General features: G+C 70.0%; 12 protein-coding genes. 4 read left to right on the top strand and 8 right to left on the bottom strand.

Translation table 11 applies throughout. The features are described from left to right. Nucleotides 1-53: 53 nt before the first annotated feature. From hutG to JUB11_RS07370, 4 genes are all read right to left on the bottom strand, one after another. Nucleotides 54-878 (bottom strand): N-formylglutamate deformylase, encoded by an 825-nt coding sequence (gene hutG, locus JUB11_RS07385; protein WP_207457846.1) that lies wholly within the window; start codon nt 876-878, stop codon nt 54-56. A 177-nt stretch (nt 879-1,055) separates the two neighbouring features. Continuing rightward, entirely contained in the window at nt 1,056-1,403 is a 348-nt protein-coding gene (locus JUB11_RS07380) for a metalloregulator ArsR/SmtB family transcription factor (protein ID WP_207457844.1), read from the bottom strand. A gap of 162 nt (nt 1,404-1,565) precedes the next feature. Then, on the bottom strand, nt 1,566-3,803 hold the full coding sequence (locus tag JUB11_RS07375) for a response regulator (RefSeq protein ID WP_348771380.1): 2,238 nt from the start codon (nt 3,801-3,803) through the stop codon (nt 1,566-1,568). Nucleotides 3,804-3,906: 103 nt separating this feature from the next. Next, on the bottom strand, nt 3,907-5,037 hold the full coding sequence (locus JUB11_RS07370) for a succinylglutamate desuccinylase/aspartoacylase family protein (RefSeq protein WP_247886909.1): 1,131 nt from the start codon (nt 5,035-5,037) through the stop codon (nt 3,907-3,909). Between the two features lie 101 nt (nt 5,038-5,138). On the opposite strand from JUB11_RS07370, the gene JUB11_RS07365 reads away from it, so the two are divergent. Beyond that, on the top strand, nt 5,139-6,416 hold the full coding sequence (locus tag JUB11_RS07365; RefSeq protein WP_348771379.1) for a hypothetical protein: 1,278 nt from the start codon (nt 5,139-5,141) through the stop codon (nt 6,414-6,416). Here JUB11_RS07365 and JUB11_RS07360 read toward each other — a convergent pair. Beyond that, nucleotides 6,405-8,846 (bottom strand): PAS domain-containing sensor histidine kinase, encoded by a 2,442-nt coding sequence (locus JUB11_RS07360; RefSeq protein WP_207457839.1) that lies wholly within the window; start codon nt 8,844-8,846, stop codon nt 6,405-6,407. The genes JUB11_RS07365 and JUB11_RS07360 overlap by 12 nt on opposite strands. Nucleotides 8,847-9,076: 230 nt before the next feature. Between JUB11_RS07360 and JUB11_RS07355 the strand changes: the two genes are divergently transcribed. From JUB11_RS07355 to JUB11_RS07345, 3 genes are read left to right on the top strand one after another with little or no spacing between them, the layout of a single operon-like run. After that, nucleotides 9,077-10,318, top strand: coding sequence for a glycosyltransferase family 4 protein (locus tag JUB11_RS07355; protein ID WP_207457836.1), 1,242 nt, complete (start codon nt 9,077-9,079; stop codon nt 10,316-10,318). Next, complete coding sequence (locus JUB11_RS07350) at nt 10,311-11,324, top strand: hypothetical protein (protein WP_207457834.1); 1,014 nt, start codon at nt 10,311-10,313, stop codon at nt 11,322-11,324. Before JUB11_RS07355 ends, JUB11_RS07350 begins: the two co-directional genes overlap by 8 nt. 56 nt (nt 11,325-11,380) lie before the next feature. Next, nucleotides 11,381-12,253, top strand: a complete 873-nt coding sequence (locus JUB11_RS07345) for a glycosyltransferase family 2 protein (RefSeq protein ID WP_207457832.1) — start codon at nt 11,381-11,383, stop codon at nt 12,251-12,253. A gap of 38 nt (nt 12,254-12,291) precedes the next feature. On the opposite strand, the gene JUB11_RS07340 is transcribed toward JUB11_RS07345, so the two are convergent. From JUB11_RS07340 to JUB11_RS07330, 3 genes are all read right to left on the bottom strand, one after another. Then, nucleotides 12,292-12,759, bottom strand: coding sequence for a helix-turn-helix transcriptional regulator (locus tag JUB11_RS07340; RefSeq protein ID WP_207457829.1), 468 nt, complete (start codon nt 12,757-12,759; stop codon nt 12,292-12,294). Nucleotides 12,760-12,883: 124 nt separating this feature from the next. Beyond that, the gene (locus tag JUB11_RS07335) at nt 12,884-13,699 is read right to left on the bottom strand and encodes a glycosyltransferase (protein ID WP_211112453.1); all 816 of its coding nucleotides are present in this window, start codon (nt 13,697-13,699) and stop codon (nt 12,884-12,886) included. Next, the gene (locus JUB11_RS07330; protein ID WP_207457827.1) at nt 13,696-16,791 is read right to left on the bottom strand and encodes an SLBB domain-containing protein; all 3,096 of its coding nucleotides are present in this window, start codon (nt 16,789-16,791) and stop codon (nt 13,696-13,698) included. The genes JUB11_RS07335 and JUB11_RS07330 overlap by 4 nt, the downstream gene beginning before the upstream one ends. Nucleotides 16,792-16,889: the final 98 nt, after the last annotated feature.

Genomic DNA, 16,889 nt, shown 5'->3' with positions numbered 1-16,889 from the left:
CTTGGCGAGAGATCAGGCTGTGACCGGCGGTGCCGGGGACGGGGCGGGGCAGCTTACCGGTGGGCGACGCGTTTGCGCATGGTGGTCTGGCTCCAGGCCCATTGCACGACGGTGCCGAGCATCCGTTCCAGCGTCGGGCGGAGTTCGTCGGCGCCCTCCGGACGGAAGCGGAAGGGGGATTCCTCCTCCATGTAGATGCCCTGGCTCATCTCGAGATGGAGCGCGTGGATGCCATCCGCCGGGCGGCCGTAATGGCGGGTGGTGTAGCCGCCCGTGAAGTGGCCGTCGAGAACGGAACTGTAACGTTCGGCCGTGCTCAGGACGCAGGTCAGGCGGCCGACGAGATGGGGGGAGGCGGTCGTACCGGAGCCCGTGCCGAGGTTGATGTCGGCGAGCCGGCCCTCGAAGAAGCGCGGCACATGCGACCGGATGGAGTGCAGGTCGAAAAGCACGGCGACACCGAAACGGTCGCGCAGGCTTTCCAGTTCGTCCCGGAGCTGTTCGTGGTAGGGGCGCCAATAGGCGCCGGTCCGCCGTTCGATTTCCGCCGCGTCCGGCTCCAGCCCCGGCCTGTAGATGGGCATCAGGTCGAAGCTGGTGGTCGGGCAGAGTTCCGTATCGTCGGCACCGGGATAGCACGACGCGCCGGCCGGATCGCGGTTCAGGTCGATCACGTAGCGCGACAGGGTCGCCTTCAGGAATCCCAGCCCCAGCGCCGGCGCGAAATGGCACAGCCGGTCGAGATGCCGGTCGGTGTCGGGAAGCGCCAGCGCCTCCTCCGTCATCGTCGCCGCGATATCATCCGGCACGGCGGTGCCGACATGGGGAATGCTGAGCAGGACCGGCGTCTCGCCGGGCTGGAAGCGGAAGCTTTCCACGTCATGCCCCCTGGAAGGATCTTCGGAAGGGGAACAGCCGCCTTTGTGCGCTTCAACCTCGAATGATTATGATCCGCAGGGCACGGTGGGGTCAAACCAATTACGGTTTTGCTACAGCGGCTTACCGCCATCCGGAAAGCGGTGCCGGGATGGACGTCCGCTTTCCGGAAAGCACCGTCAGGGTTCCAGGTCGCCTTCGCTTTCGGACACGTGGTCCACCATGTCCGACAGCACGCGCCGGATGTGTTCGTCCGTGATCAGATAGAAGACGCGGTTGCCGCGCCGCTCCGCCTGGATCAGCCGCCCGGCGCGCAGGAGGCGAAGATGGTGGCTGACCAGGGAGGGCGAGAGCCCGAGCGCGCTTGCCATGTCGCCGACCGAGGTCGAGGTGTCCAGGCAGGCGAGGATGATCCGCAGCCGGCTGGGATCGCTCATCAGCCGGAACATGTCCGCCAGTTCCGTGGTCTGGTCTTCCGACAAGCGCAGGTGCGCCGGCTTGTCCTTCGGCGAAGGCCCCTTCAGCATGAACGCTTTTTTCCCGCCTGTCTGTTCCGGCCACGTCCGTTCCGGCCGCCCGCATTCCGGGTGAACTATAATCGGCCCGGCCGTCCGCGCCTATAGGCCGTGCGGAAAGCTTCCGCATCCCGGCGATGGCGCCCTGGGTGGCGTCGGTGGAAAAGCCCGTCCTCAGGACGCCATCGCCGCGTCTCCGGCCCGCGTCGCGGCATCGATGCGTGCCGCGAGCTTTTCCGGGTTGAAGGGCTTGGTGAGCACCTCGACGCCCGACTCCAGCATTTCCGTCCGCAGCACAACGTTCTCCGCATAGCCCGTGACGATCAGGACGGGCAGGCCGGGGTGCCGGGCACGCGCGAAGCGGGCCAGTTCCAGCCCGTTCATGCCGGGCATCGCGAAGTCGGTGACGAGCACGTCGATCTCCGCCCCGGCGAGCAGCATCTCCTGCGCCTCCTCCGCCTGTTCGGCTTCGGTCACGCTCAGGCCCGTTTCGGCGAGGGAGGCCGCCGTCGCCATGCGGACCAGGGCGTTGTCCTCGACGAGGAGAACGCGCACCGCACGCGGGGCAGGCTGTTCCGCCGGCTCCAACGCGGCCGGTTCCGGCCGGGGCAGGCTTTCCGCCTCCAGGGCCTCCTGGGCGCGCGGGAGATAGAGGGTGACCGTGGTGCCGTGGCCCAGCCGGCTCTTCAACTCAATCCCGCCGCCGGACTGGGCGGCGAGGCCGTGGACCATGCTCAACCCCAGCCCGCTGCTCTGCATCGCCGGCTTGGTGGTGAAGAAAGGTTCGAAGGCCCGTGCCGCGACCTCCTCCGCCATGCCGGTTCCCGTGTCCTGCACGGTCAGCACGACGTAGTCTCCGGCCGGCAGCCCGGATGGGCGCGGCGTGGCGGCCAGAGGGACGCGGCTGTTGGCGATGCGGATCGCCAGCGTTCCGCCGGCGGGCATTGCGTCCCTGGCGTTGAGCGCGAGGTTGAGCAGCGCCGTCTCGAACTGGTCGGGATCGACCAGCGCCGGCCAGGCGCCGGGCTCCTCCTCCACCTCGATCTGGATGGACGCGCTCAGCGCCCGTTCGAGCAGGGCGGCCATGGTCCGCACCAGCCCGCCGAGATCGACCGGCTTGGGTGCCAGCTGCTGCCGGCGCGAGAAGGCCAGGAGGTGCTGCGTCAGTGTGGCGCCCCGTTCCAGCGCCTGCTGGGCGACTCGCAACGGGCCGAGGACGGCCTCCCCGGAGGAGCGCGTCTCGATCAGGTGATGGCTCGACCGGATGGCCTGGAGCAGGTTGTTGAAATCGTGGGCGACGCCGCCCGTGAGCTGCCCCAGCGCCTCCATGCGCTGGAGTTGCAGCAGGTGCTGGTGGGCCTCCTCGCGTTCGTCGATGGCCTGCTGCCGGTCCGACAGCGCGCGCGTCACCGCCTCGTAGGCGCGGACCTGGCGCAGCAGCGCCCACATGGCGAGTGCGGCGGCGAGCAGGCAGACCAGCCCGGCCGTGGCCGTCACGGCTGCCTGCCGGTACCAGCCCTCGAGGATGACGTCGCGGGTCCGGCTCACCCCGACCGCGAGCGGGTAATTGCGGAGCGCCTGGAAAGAGAGGATGCGGTTCTGCCCATCCACCGAGCTGTAGGCCTCGAAGGTGGCCGAATCCGCCTTCCCGAGCATCGCGAGGGTGCCCGGCGAGGCGGCGACGGTGCCGATCTTGTCGTCCAGGGCGGGCCAGCGCGCCAGCAGGGTCCCGTCGCGCCACCACAGGCTGATGCCGCTGCCTTCCCCGTGGTGGAGGCTGCGGTAGAAGTCCTGGAAATAGCTGAGTTCGATGATGCCGATGAGGAGCCCCATATACTCCCCGCCCGCGCCGACGACCTTGCGCGCGAGATAGATCGTCCAGGCGCCGGACACGCGGCTGCGAAAGGGGCGGGTCAGGACCGACTGGTTCGGCGGAACGCCTTCCACCGCCTGGAAGTAGTCACGGTCCGACAGGTCGAGGTCGGGCACCGGGAACTGCCGGGAGAAGTTCACCAGCGTGCCGTCGGCCGCGACCATGCTGAGCCCGGCGACCTGGGGGAGGCCCGATATGACCGCCTTCAGGAACTCGTGGGTATCCTGCCGGGATTTCAGCGCCTTGAAATCGGCGGCGTTCTGGATGTTCTCTGCACGGAGATGCTCGGCGAGGCCGGTCAGGATCACGTCCACGCTTTCGATGGCGCGCACGGTCTGTTCGGCGAGCGAGACGTTGAGGGTGGTCAGCTCCCGCTTCGCGTCCTCGATGTAATCGGTGTGGAGCTGCTGGAGCACCACCAGCAGGCTGGCCGTGACGGCGAGCAGCACGGCGGCGCCGATGCCGAACAGCCGGCGCAAGGGGTGGCCGGTCCGCGCAAGGCGCGGCGGCTCCTCCCCCGATGTGCGCGGCGATGCCACGGCGTCCTTCTCCATTCCTGTCGGCGCGATGCGCCCGGCGCAGCTTAGTCTGTTGTCGAAACCATTGCGAGGGGCAGCATACGCTCCGAAAGGCCACCCGTCTTTAGTCGAAGAGCAGCCCGCGTCCGCTCGCCGGCAGGGCGGCGGCGCCCGCGATGGAGGCGATGAGGTCGCCCCGGCCGGCGAAGCGGACGTTGCTGCGCGCCATGACGAGGCCGGCGACGGGTGCCGTCAGCGCGATGCGCGCGGCATCCGGGTCTTTTGCCGTGGGATCCACGATCTCCGCCACGGTCTCGCCCGCCTCGACCCGGTCGCCGACGCTCCGCCGGAAGGCGATGACACCGGAGGCCGGCGCGATGACCCGCGCCAGTCCGGCGAGCGGGGTGGCCTCGCAGGCCGGGTCGGGCAGGGGGACCGGGTCACCCTCGACCACCCCGCGCCGGACCAGGGTGCGCAGGATCGCCTCGGCGTCGGCGGTGGCCCGGGCGTCGTCCACGTCAGCCTTGCCGCGCAGCTCCACGGTTACGGCGGCGCAGGCCGGGGGAACGGGGCCTTCCGCGCCGAGCCGTTCGGACAGGCGCCACCAGGTCGCGGAACAGGCCTCGTCGAAGGGGGGGCCGCCCGAGTCGCTTGCCAGCAGCACCGCCTCCGCGCCGAGATCGGCAGCCAGGTCGGCGAGCTCCGGCCAGAGCGCGTCGCCGGTGTAGAGATGGACGACCGCCTCCATGTCGCAGTGGAGGTCGAGCACGAGGTCGGCGTCGAGCGCCAAGCCGAGCAGCGCGTGCTTCATGGCGGCGATCTCGTCGCCCGGCCGTACCTCGGCATGGGCGTCGCGCAGGGCGCCGCGGATCAGCGCGACGTTGGCGGCCGCGTCCGGCCCGAGCCTGCCCTGCACGCGTGCCTGCGCGGCTTCGGCGAGATCGGCGAAGCCGCGGTTGAAGTTTCCGCCGTCGTTCAGCGCGTAGCGCCCGACATGCGTGCCTTTCACGACCTGCGACAGCCCGACGGGGTTGGCCACCGGCACCACGACCACCTCACCCAGGACGCGTGCGGAGGCCAGCCGGCGGATCAGGTGGTGTGCTGTGAGGAAGCCGGGCGTCTCGTCTGCATGCAGCCCCGCCTGGATATAGACCTTCGGCCGCGTGCCCGGCGTGCCGAAACGGTGCACGGTCAGCGAGCGGCTCGTGCCGATCCGTTCGGAGGGCAGCGGGTGGGTCTCGACGCTGTGGGGCAAGGCTTCCTCTTTCCTGGGGTTGAGCGGCGTGGAATTCTGCCACAGCAGCGGGAACAAGGCGCGCCGAAGATGTGGATAGGCGAATCGGGGGAGCGGAGCAGGTGACGGCGCTCGCATCGCGTGGAACGGACGGCGCCGGAAACGCCGCCCTGCGCCGGCGCCTGTCCACGCTGGTTCTCGCACTGGCGGTTTATGGCGCCCTCAGCGTCCCGGCGCCGCCCGAGTTGCGCTTTGCCGAGCTGGCGATCGGCGCGCTGCTCGCCCTAACCGCCGGGCTTTGGCGGCCGCTCACCGTCGTAACCGGCCATGCGTTGCGCGGAAGGGGCGGTGGGCGGGACGCTTGGGAGCTTCTGGGCATCCTGGCGCTCGCCTGGCTGCTCTGGGTGCCCCTGTTGCGCGGCGCATGGCAGGGGTGGAGCTTGGCCAACACCCTGCGTGACGTGGTGCCGCTGCTCTACCTGTTCCTGCCGGTGATGCTGGTGCCGGTGCTGCGCCGGGCGCGAGACGGTGCGGCTGGCCGGCCCGTGCCGGGCTTGGCGGTGGACGCGCTGGCGCTGGGGCTGATGCTGGCCGGCTTCCTGTTCGTCCTGCGCTGGTGGCGGCAGGCGGGCTGGGAGTTCGAAGCCGTCGGTGCGCGGGCGATGGCCGATGGAAGCGCCTATGTCCTGAACGCGCCGTCGGTTCTGTTCGCCGCCGTCGGGCTGCCCTTCGCGGCCGCGGCGCTGGCCCGGCGCGGCGGGATGCTTCGCTGGGGCCTCGCCATGCTCTTCCTTTCGGCGGGCCTCCTGTGCCTTGCGGCGTTGGCGGGGGCCGTGCACCGGGTGGCGCTCGGGCTCGCGGCGCTCGCCTTCCTTGCGGTCGGCGCGCGCTGGGCGGCGCGCGTGCCGCTGACAATGCTTCTGCTGGCACCGGTGGCCGGCGGGCTGGGCTGGCTGTTCGCCGGCACGCTGCTCGGCGCCGTGGATCTGGCCATCGAAAAGACCAGGGTGACGGGCGCCAACGGCCGCTGGGAGGAAGCGGCGGCGGTGCTGGCGCAGATTTCCCGTTCGCCCTGGTCCTTCCTGTTCGGGGACGGATGGGGCGCGCTGGTCGAGAACCCGGCGGTCGGCGGATGGCGCGTGTCCTACACCCATACGCTGGTGAGCTACATTCTGGCAAAAGCGGGCGCGCTGGGGCTAGTGGCTCTGCTCGCCTATTTCGGGGCAATGGCGGTGAGGGCCGCCGGCCTGCTGCGCGCCAACCCGCCGCTTGCGTGGGCGCTGCTGGCGCCACTGGCGATGGCGCTCGGCCTGCACACGAGCTTCAAATACCTCGACACGGGCTTGCTGCTGACCCTGATGATGCTCGCTGCGGAGCACCGGCCCGCTTCAGTGCGCTGATCCCGCTCCGGCTTGACCGGCCTCCGCCAGCGCCGCGTCGAGCACCGCCACGAGTTGGTCGATCCGGTAGGGCTTCGGCAGGACCTGGACGCCGGTGGCGCGGGCGATCTCCTCGCTGTAGCCCGTCGCGAGCACCACGGGCAGGCCCGGATGGAGACGCCGCACCTCGCGTGCCAGATCCACGCCGCTCATGCTGCCGGGCATCACCACGTCGCTGAACAGCAGGTCGATGCCCCCCGCCGCCAGGAGGGGAAGCGCCGCGTCGGCCGAGGGCGCGCGGAGGACGGAGAATCCGATGTCCTCCAGCGCGGTGCCGACGGTCATGGAAACGATCGGGTCGTCCTCCACGATCAGCAGGCGCGCCGCGCGGCGGGGCGGGGCCGTGCCGGGCTCGGGCTGGGCGGGCTCGGCGACCGGGGCGGCGCCGGAACGGCGGAGCAGGATCTCGACGGTCGTGCCCCGGCCCGGCCCGCTCACCACCCGCGCGGTGCCGCCGGCCTGCTGGGCGAGGCCATAGACCTGCGCCAGCCCCAGCCCAGTCCCCTTGCCGATCTCTTTGGTGGTGAAGAAGGGTTCGAAGGCACGGGCCGCCACATCGGCCGGCATGCCGGTGCCGGTGTCCGACACCGACAGGCGCACGAAGTCACCGGCAAGCCCCGACGGATCCCCCCGCAGCAGGGAGACGTTGGCGGCCTCCAACGTCAGCGTGCCGCCCTCGGGCATGGCGTCGCGCGCGTTGACCGCGAGGTTGATCAGCGCAAGCTCGAACTGCGTCGGGTCCACCTCGACCGGCCAGAGCTGCGGCGCGAAGCGGGTTTCGAAATGGATGTCGGCGCGCAACGCGCGGATCAGCAGCTCGGACATGCCGAGCACCCGGTCGCGCACATCGATGGGTTCCGGCCGCAGGCTGCCGCGCCTCGCAAAGGCCATGAGCTGCTGGACCAGCTTCGCCCCCCGGTCCACCGCCTGCTGGCCGGCGTCGAGCAGCGGGCGGATGCGCGGCTCGTCCGTGCGCCGGCCGATCATGGTCAGGCAGCCGCCCAGCGCCTGGAGCAGGTTGTTGAAGTCGTGCGCCACGCCGCCGGTGAGCTGCCCGACCGCGTCCATCTTCTGCGCCTGGCGCAGCTGGTCCTCGGCCTGCCGCAGGGCCGCGTCCGCCTCCTTCTGGGTGGTCACGTCGCGGCCGACGCCGTGCATGAAACCCTCCTCCGGAACCGCGATCCAGGAGATCCAGCGGTAGGACCCGTCCTTGTGGCGGTAGCGGTTCTCGAACTGGAGGGTGGTCTGGCCCGAGGCGATGTGCGCCATTTCGGCCTGCGTGGCCTGCCGCTCGTCCGGGTGGACCAGCTCCATGAACGAGCTGCCGAGCAGCTCCTCCTGCGTCCAGCCGAGCAGGCTGGTCCAGGCGGGGTTCACCGCGGTGATGCTGCCGTCGAAGCGGGACACCAGCATGATATCGGTGGACAGCCGCCACATGCGGTCGCGCTCGGCCGTGCGTTCGGCGACGCGCCGCTCCAGCGTAGCATTGAGGTCCCGCAGGGCATCTTCCGCCCGCTTGGCCTCCGTTACGTCGCTGCCCTCGACGAAGATGCCGGTCACCCGCCCGTCGGCGTCGCGCGTCGGCTGGAAGACGAAGGTGACGAAGCGCTTCTCGGCCCGCGCGCCGGGGCGGCGGCGGATGGTGAGGGGCTGCGCGTGGCCGACGAAGGGGTCGCCGGTCCGGTACACGCGGTCCAGCAGATCGAAGAAGCGTTGTTCGGCGAGGTCGGGCAGCGCCTCGCGGGCGGATTTGCCCAGGAGATCGCGCTGGCCGACGAGCCGGTGGTAGGCGTCGTTGGCGAGTTCGAAGACGTGGTTCGGCCCGCGCAGCACGCACATGAAGCCGGGCGCCTGCCGGAACAGCTCGCGCAGCCGGTCGCCTTCCGCGGCGATCTGGCGCTTGGCCCGCACCTCCTCCGTGGTTTCGGTGCAGGCGCAGAACATCCCCGCGACGGCACCGGATTCGTCCCGTACGGGGCTGTAGGAGAAGGTGAAGTAGGTCTCCTCCCGGTAGCCGTGCCGCTCCATCACGAGGAGCCGGTTCTCGTGGAAGGTGGCCTCGCCCGACAGGGCGCGCTCCGCCAGCGGGCTGAGCGTGTCCCATATGTCGGACCAGACATCGGCGAAGGCGCGGCCCAGCGCCTCGGGCTTGTTGCCGAGAATCGGGCGGTAGCTGTCGTTGTAGAGGAAGGTGAGGTCCGGTCCCCAGGCCGCGAACATCGGAAAGCGGGAGGTGAGCATGAGGCTCACCAGCGTCCGCAGGGACTGCGGCCATGTCTCCGGCGCGCCGAGGGGAGTCCCGGCCCAGTCATGCGCGCGCATGCGCGCGCCCATGGCGCCTCCTCCGGCGAGGAAGTAGGGAGCTGCCGGCTCGGCGGGGGATGTGCTCATGAGATGGTCTGGTCCGTCGAGCGCGGTGGCGTCCGGCTTCCGAGTCGGCGCATTCCGGACCGGCCGTCCATGACTGCGCCGCGCCATTTTCTATAACGGAGGCGGACGGTCATGGGCAACGCCGCCGCGCCGGCGCGTGCGGATTAGGACCGCTGCGGAAGTCGTTGCCAGCTGCTTCGTGCCGTGAATACTTATGAGTGTATTCGTCAGGGCAGGGAGCCGTTGCGGGAATGGGACCGTCCATCTTGTTCGTCAACCGCGTGTTCCCGCCGGATGTCGGGGCGACCGGGCGGGTGCTCGCCGATCTGGCCGGACGGCTCGCCGCGTCCGGCTTCCGGGTTACGGTCTTGGCGGACGGCATCGCGCCGGACGAGCCGCCGGACGATGCTCCGCGCGATGTGACCGTCCTGCGCGCCGGCACGCCATCGTCCCAGGAAGTGGCGCCGCGGACAGCGGCCTATGGCGCGGCGTGGGGCCGGCTGCTCCGTCGGGGGCTGGCCCTGCCGCGCCACGATCTGGTGGTGACGATGACCGACCCGCCGCTCCTGGCGGTTCTCGGATCGATCCTCGCGGCCCGGCATCGCGCGGCGGCGCTGCACTGGTGCCAGGATCTTTACCCGGCGCTTATGCCCTTGGTCGGCGTGCGGCTGCCGGCATTCGCCCACACGCTTCTGGAAGCCGTGACCGTGTCGGCGCTCCGCCGTTGCGACGCCGTCCTGGCACTCGGCGACTGCATGGCCGACCGTATCGCGGCCATGGGAGTCCCGCGCCGGCGCATCGCCGTCCTGCCCAACTGGCCCGATCCTCTCATCCGGCCGGTGCCGCACGCCCAGAACGCGTTCCGGCGGGATCTCGGGATCGGTGACCGGCCGGTCGTGGCCTATTCCGGCAACTTCGGGCTGGCGCACCCCATGGCCGGGCTGCTGGACGCGGCGGAGGAGCTGCAACGCACCGATCCTGCCATCCTGTTCCTGCTGACGGGCGCTGGGCGCGGCCTCGCCGCCGTGCAGGAGGCGGCACGGAGGCGGGCACTGGACAACCTGCGCTTCCTTCCCCGGCAGCCCGCCGGGCGGCTGGCCGAGAGCCTGTCGGCCGCCGACCTCCACCTCGCCAGCCTCGACCCGAGGGCCTGCGGAATGATGGTGCCGAGCAAGGTCGGCGGTGCCCTGGCGGCGGGTCGGCCCGTCCTGTTCCTGGGACCGCCGGGGAGCGACGCGGCGCGGCTGGTGACGCGGTGGAGATGCGGGCGCGTGATCGAGCCCACGGATGGGCAGGGCCTTGCCGGGGCCATACGGCGTTACGCGGCGGACCCGGACTTGCGCGACGCCGAGGGGCGCAGGGCGTCGAGGGCTGCCGCATCCTGGACGGCGGATGACGCGGCGCGGCGGCTCGGGACAATCCTGCGGGACACACTGGCGCGTCATGGCGGGGCAGAGCCCCGTGCCCTGGCGGGAGGGATGCCGCATGGCTGAGGGAGGGCTGGGCCTTTTCGTACCGGAGGCAGAACGGGCAGGGGACGGAGCCCGGACGACCGGCGGCGAACTGCGGGCGCTGGCCAGCAGCCTGCGAAACGGCTGGCAGCTGCTCGCCGGATCGGCCGTCGCGGGTTTGGCCGCTGCGGTCCTGATGCTGCACGCCATCACGCCGCAGCACACGGCGACTATGCTGGTCGGCCCGACCGCCCGCGCCGGTGCCGCCGCCGGCCCGCGCGTGCCGGTGTCTGCTGACGCTCCGCCGCACAGCTCGGGCCATCACCTGGCGGAACCGGGGCCGGGGGATGAGACGCTGTCGGATTACACGCGCTATCTGGAGCTGCTGGCGTCCCGGCCGGTCGCGGCGCGGCTGATGAGCACCGATCCGGATCTTGCGAGACGGCTCTTCCCCGATCGCTGGGATTCCGAACGGGCGGCATGGCGCCCGCCCGTGGGCGCGGGACCGGCGCTGAGGCGGCTGTTCCTGGCTCTCTTGGGGCGAGAGGACTGGCTGGAACCGGACGCCGAGCGTGTCGCCCGCGCCTTGCGTGACGGCATGACGGTGGAGCGGGTGGGGACCGGCCCGATGCGGCGCGTCGAGCTGCGCCATCCCGACCGCGCCCTCGCCATTGGCCTGCTGGAGCGCGCGGCGAAGGCCACCGACGCGCATCTGCGCGACGAGGCGGCACGGCGGAGCGCGGTTCAGATCGCCCATGTGAAGGCGCGGATGGGCGGGCTGACGATGGAAGAGCACCGCCGCGCGCTCGCGGACCTGCTGGCCCATCAGGAACGCGTCTCGATGATGCTTGAAGTGGATCTTCCCTATGCCGCCGACCTTCTGGAGCCACCCTATGCCGGAGATGGCCCGGACTGGCCGGACCCGCTGGTGATTGTTCCGATCGCGGGATTCGTGGGCTTCGTCGTCGGTTTGCTTCTGGTGTGCCTGCGCGCGGCATTGCGCGATTCGCCGCCTGTTCCGGCGCCCGGCCCAGGCCTGCTCACATGAGGCCTGCTCACATGAGGCCTGCTTCCACGAGCAAAACTCCAGCGAGTCCAACTTCCATGGCGATCCCCGTGTCGGTCGTGGTCATGACGCGGAACGAGGCGGTGAACCTGCCATCCTGCTTGGCCTCGCTCGACCGCTTCGCCGAACGGTTCGTCGTGGACAGCGGCAGCACCGACGGCACGCCGGCCATCGCGGCGGCGTTCGGCGCGCGGGTCGTGCCCTACCGCTGGAATGGCGCCTACCCGAAGAAGAAGCAGTGGTGCCTGGACCATCTGCCCTTCGCATCGGACTGGGTCCTGTTCGTGGACGCGGATGAGCGGCCGACGCCGGAACTGGTGGAGGAGATCGCCGGCCTGATGCGGGCTGGCCCCCGGATGGCGGGCTACTTCATCGACGGCAGGCCGGTGTTCCTCGGGTGCCGCCTGCGTTTCGGTGCCTGGAACCGCAAACTGGCGCTGTTCGACCGCCGGCGGGCCTCCTGGGCGCCGGTGCCGGATCTCGACGTCGCTTCCATGTGGGAGGTCGAAGGCCACTACCAGCCGGACATAGGCGGGCCGGTCGGGCGCCTGCGCCACCCGCTCGATCATGGAGACGGCAAGCCGCTGTCCGCATGGTTCGAACGGCACAACCGTTATTCGGACTGGGAGGCGGCGTTACGGGCGGATGGACGGCTGAAGCCGCTCGCCGGCCGCGAGAGGGGCCTGCGCCGTCGCCTGAAGGGAATGTTCGCGCGGCTCCCGTGCCGGCCCTTGTGCGTCTTCCTGCACGGCTACGTGCTGAAGATGGGCTTTCTCGACGGCGGCGCGGGCCTGCATCACGCGCTGGCCCGCGCCTTCTATTACTGGCAGATCGACGCAAAGGGCCGCGATCCGGCAACGTTGCGACGCCGCGCGGCGCCGATTCCGGAGGAGCCGGTCCGCGACGGGTGAGCGTCGCCCTTCGGCGGCCGGCCTGTTCGCCACGCGCCCTATTCGGCGGCGAGCGCGGCCTTCTCGCCGCCCAGCGCCTTCAGCAGGTCGAAGGTGCGCTTGCGGACGGCGGTGTCGTCGATGCGGTAATAGGCACGCACCAGTTCCAGCGTTTCGCGCCGGGCCATCGAGTCGACCTCGTCGCTTTCGGCGGCACCCTCGGACAGCGCCACAAGCTTCTGGCCGTCCGGCGTGGACAGGTCCTCGAAGAAGTAGCTGACCTGTACGCCGAGAACCTGGGACAGGTTGAACAGGCGGCTGGCGCTGATCCGGTTCGAGCCGCGCTCGTACTTCTGGAGCTGCTGGAAGGTGATTCCGACCGCCTCGCCCAGCTTTTCCTGGCTTAACCCAAGTAACGTGCGCCGTAAGCGGAGCCGTGCACCCACATGAATGTCGATGGGATTCGGACCTTCCCCCCGACGCGAAAGAGTGTGGGCGGGGGCAAGCTTCACTTTGGCTGCACTCATCGGTCAACCCTCAAAGCAGGTGCGATGCTGGACCAGATAAAGGTCAATGGCTGTGCCATTCAGCCAATGGTATTATACAACTCGTTGTGGGCATCAACGGTTTGTTAGGGCTCAAACAGTCAAATTAACGAAAAAGAAACAATCTTTCTAAAATTGAGAAGCGCAATTTCACGTAAATACCGGGGAGATTGCATCTTATGGTTAACGCAAGCCATTGAAGCGCCTGGATGATCGCCGCCGGCCCAAATCCCATTCCGAGCAACTCACGGCGAATCGCGGTCTGCTCCGCTCGGCCCTGCCGGGCGTTCCGTTGCGAAAGACCTCCCGGCGCGAAGACGCAGACGGGGTAGGGCAGCCTCACCGCAGTTTCCGACCGTGCCAGGGTCCGCAGGGTGAAGCCGTAATCCGCCGCGATGCCGTGGTGCAAGTCGAACCGCAGGTCCGCGACGGCGCGGCTCCGGTACAGCATGGCCTGATGATGGGTGAACATGCCAAGGACGGCCAAGCGGTGGGAACGCGCGGTCTTGCGGATGAGGCGGCCATCCTCAAGCCGCTCCAGCGCGTCGCCATAGAGCAGGCCCGCGTGCGGCGCGCCTTCGAGCGCGGCGAGCAGCCGCGCGACGGTGCAGGGGGAGACCAGACGGTCGCCGGCGTTCAGGAACAGCACCGATTCGGCGCCCGTACGCAGCGCCGCCTCCAGCGCGACGTTCATGGCGTCGTAGAGCCCCCGGTCGGGCGCCGAGCGCCACCAGAACAGCTCATCGTCATGCGCGGCGAGCCATGCGGCCGTGCCGTCCGTGGAGCCGCCGTCGACGACGATCCAGGCGAAATCCTGCCGGTCCTGCGCGCGCAGGCTGGCGCGCGTGTCCCGCAAACTGGCGAGGTCGTCGCGCACGACGGTCAGGATGGCCAGAGCGGGTCCGGTGCGGGCCGGGATCAATCCGCGATCACCGAGATCGAGGCCGCCGTGATCGCCAGCTGGCTCAGGATGCCGCCGATGCTCTTGGAGAGTTCCAGGAACTCGAAGGGTTCCGGATCGCGCGTCACCACGATCACCGAGCCGGGCGGAACCACGGTGACCGTGTGGTTCCAGGACGACAGGGCGAGCGGCTGCGCGGCCCCGTTGGGCAGCTTCAGATAAATCCGGTCATGGTCGGCCTCGCGCGTGAGGCCGCCCGCGTCGCGCAGGTAATCCTCGGCTGTCTTCCCGCTGACGAACTGGAAGCTTCCGGTGTTCAGCACCTCGCCGGAAACGGCGACGGAGAGCGGCCGCTTCGGGATCACCACGCGGTCGCCCGCTTCCAGCAGCATGTCCAGTTCGGGCCGAGCGGCAAGAACGGCCGGGTCCGACTCCACGACGATGCGTCCGTCGGGCTTCGCTTCGTGCAACTTCGCGGAAAGGAGCTGCGCGCGCGCGATCTGCTCCGGCTTGACGCCTTCCCCCTTCTGAAGGTTCGTGGCCAGCCAGCGGTCCACCTCCATGGCCGTTTCGAGCTGTTCGCCCCTGATCCGCCGCTGTTCGGATTCGCGGGTGAGGATCGTGCCGGCGGGATAAGCCACCTCCGTCAGACCGCCGGCCCTTTCGATAAGCGACGAAAGGGTCTCCCCGCGCTGGATGTCGTACTCGCCGGGCCGGTTCACCTGCCCTTCGATGGTGACGGAACGGCCCTCCATGATCCGCACGGACGCGGCGATCCGGACCGAATCGCCCGGCCCGAGCAGAAGGCGGCCGGTGCCCGGCGACCGTAGGTCCGCGACAGTGCGCCGGCCCGATGCGCTGTTCGTTTCGATGGCCGAAGGATCGGCGTGAACGCTCAACCCGCCCGCTGCCGCAATGATCGACTCGAGAGGCGTCGGAACGGCGACCGGGTAGTTGCCCGGCCGCTGGGCATGACCGCGGAGCCAGACGCCGTGCTCCTGGATCAGCCGCGCAATGGCCGGCTCGGAGACTGCATCGCCGATCCCATCCTCGGGAGGTTCAGTAGGAGAGGGCGGCGCTTGCACGCTCTTGCCGCGCATCGGCGCCTCCCCAGGGGCCGCCTTGGTGGTTCTTGGTTTGCCTCCCTCCGGCGGGACCTTGCTTTCCGGATCGGGCGTTTCGGGTTCCTTCCGCTCGTCCTCCGGCTCGTCCATCAGCGCCCTGATCTGCCGCGCCGAGAAGAGATGGATGACGTCGTGATCCGACAGGACCCGGTCAAATCCCCTGGTGGCGACCTCTTGCGGAGAGAAGGGGATGAGACTGGGGGTCAGAGTGCGGCGGTCGAAGCGCTCCAGCACGGCGAAAAGGGGATAGACGCCGGGCAGCGCTTCGTCGCCGCCGGACAGCGCGTCGCGCAGAGTGACGCCTCCCTCGAGCGAGCGGACGCCGGGATGGCGGGCATGGCCGCGAATTTCGTAGCGCGGCTCCTCGCCGTCCAGCACGCCGCTGCCACCCCTCACTCCCGGACGGTGCGTTCGGCCGGGGTGGCGCATGTTCCCGGCAACCGGGTGAAATCCCGGCCTGCCGCCGCCGCCCCTCCGCAGTTCGGAATGCTCCAGCGCGAAGACCAGCAGGTCCGGAACGCGATCGAACAGCGGGGGGCAGGGTCCGCGCGCGCCCGTCATGGTGGCTGCGGCGCGGGCCTGCGCCCCGTCGGCGAGCGTGCCGCGCGGCGCGGCGGACAGGGTGCGTGCCAGCATGACCAAGCCCGCGCAGCTTTTTGGGGGCGGCTGCGGGGACCCGCGCAGCAGAGCCAGAACGGGCTCGGACGACAGGAAGTCCACCTCCTCGGCACCAAGGACATACAGCACGTCCTCCTCGGCGAGCGCGCGGTCGTCACGGCCATTCAGGATCTCGGAGAGATCCACGGCCCGCAAACCTACTGTCCCGGTGTTCCTGTCCTGGCCGGCGAGGATCGCGAAGGGAAGGTAGGGAGCCGGCGCGAGGTCCGCCCGCCCGACAAGGCGGGCGAGCGTCGGTGCCTCGCGCAGGGCGCGAGGGCCGGGGCGGATCACATGGCCGTCCAGCCGGACGAGACCGCGCCGGTTCTCCTGCGCGGGCGACAGGACCAATATGTCGCCGTTTCCGAGCAGGGGGGCTTCCCGGTCAGCGACCTCTTCGGCCGTCTCCTCGCCGGTGGGGCGCAGGAAAAGGCGCAATGCCCGATGCGCCCCCGGCCTGATCACGCCGCCCGCCAGGTCGGTCAGCGCACGCACCGACAGGCGCGTCTGGTCCTGGGGAAGCTCGAAGACATGGGGGCGCTTGACGGGACCCGCGACCGCGACCGTGTCGCCGAGCGTCGGCACGAACAGCGTGTCACCGTCGCGCAGCCGCAGCCCGGCGTTGCCGCCGCCGCCCGCCAGCAGGAGGTCGTAGAGATCGATGACCGTGCCGCCGCCCGATGAGCCGCCCGATGAGTCGCTCGGGGCGCCGTGGGGGGCGCCGTGCCGCAGCAGCCGGATTTTCCGCAGCGATCCGTGCGGCGCGACGCCGCCGGCAGCATTCAGCGCGTCGAGCACGGTGGAGAAGGCGGTCATCTGATGGACGCCCGGTCTTGCCACTTCTCCCGCCACGAGCACCCCGATGCGGCGCACCTCGGCCAGCGAGACGAACGCATCCGTGTCCCGGTGCAGCGCGCCGACGGAGGCGTCGATCTCCGCCCGCAACGCGTCGAGCGTGAGGCCGGCGGCGGTGATCGGGCGCAGGTCGTCGATCAGGATCTGGCCGGCGCTGTCGATCAAGAAACGCTTCGAAAAGGAGACCCGTCCGCGCAGGCTCACCGTCAGCGCATCGCCGATTCCCAGCCGGTAGTCACCCCCAACCGCGCCGGAGGAGGGAGCGGGCGGTTCGGAGCCGGCGAACAATCCCGCCCCGAAGATGGTCAGCGGCTCGCCGGTCCGCTCGGAGAAGGCCTCTTCGACCGGAGAGAGCCGCCCCACGAAGGTGGAAGCGCCGGGACCGGATGCATGGGGCGCCGACCGCGCCGGCTCCCCAGCCGACACGGTGCACGCCCACGACAGCAGCGCCACCAGCGGCGCAAAACGGGCGATCATTCTGCGAGCAACAGCAAACATCGGTGGATCGATGATTCCAAACAGTGCCTAGGATTATTAGCGAAACCGGGCAATACATACGAAAGCGTGTTTTAGAA

Origin of the sequence: Azospirillum sp. SYSU D00513 (assembly GCF_017356015.1) — a bacterium.
Lineage (GTDB): Bacteria > Pseudomonadota > Alphaproteobacteria > Azospirillales > Azospirillaceae > Azospirillum.
The sequence above is the reverse complement of the archived record's forward strand: the minus strand, read 5'-3'. Positions and strand labels throughout refer to the sequence as shown.

Bases quoted from the DNA above. Each gene is read 5' to 3' on its own strand.
- JUB11_RS07380 (WP_207457844.1), bottom strand. From the start codon at position 1,403: ATGCTGAAGGGGCCTTCGCCGAAGGACAAGCCGGCGCACCTGCGCTTG.
- JUB11_RS07360 (WP_207457839.1), bottom strand. From the start codon at position 8,846: ATGAGCACATCCCCCGCCGAGCCGGCAGCTCCCTACTTCCTCGCCGGA.
- JUB11_RS07355 (WP_207457836.1), top strand. From the start codon at position 9,077: ATGGGACCGTCCATCTTGTTCGTCAACCGCGTGTTCCCGCCGGATGTC.
- JUB11_RS07350 (WP_207457834.1), top strand. From the start codon at position 10,311: ATGGCTGAGGGAGGGCTGGGCCTTTTCGTACCGGAGGCAGAACGGGCA.
- JUB11_RS07345 (WP_207457832.1), top strand. From the start codon at position 11,381: ATGGCGATCCCCGTGTCGGTCGTGGTCATGACGCGGAACGAGGCGGTG.
- JUB11_RS07340 (WP_207457829.1), bottom strand. From the start codon at position 12,759: ATGAGTGCAGCCAAAGTGAAGCTTGCCCCCGCCCACACTCTTTCGCGT.
- JUB11_RS07330 (WP_207457827.1), bottom strand. From the start codon at position 16,791: ATGATCGCCCGTTTTGCGCCGCTGGTGGCGCTGCTGTCGTGGGCGTGC.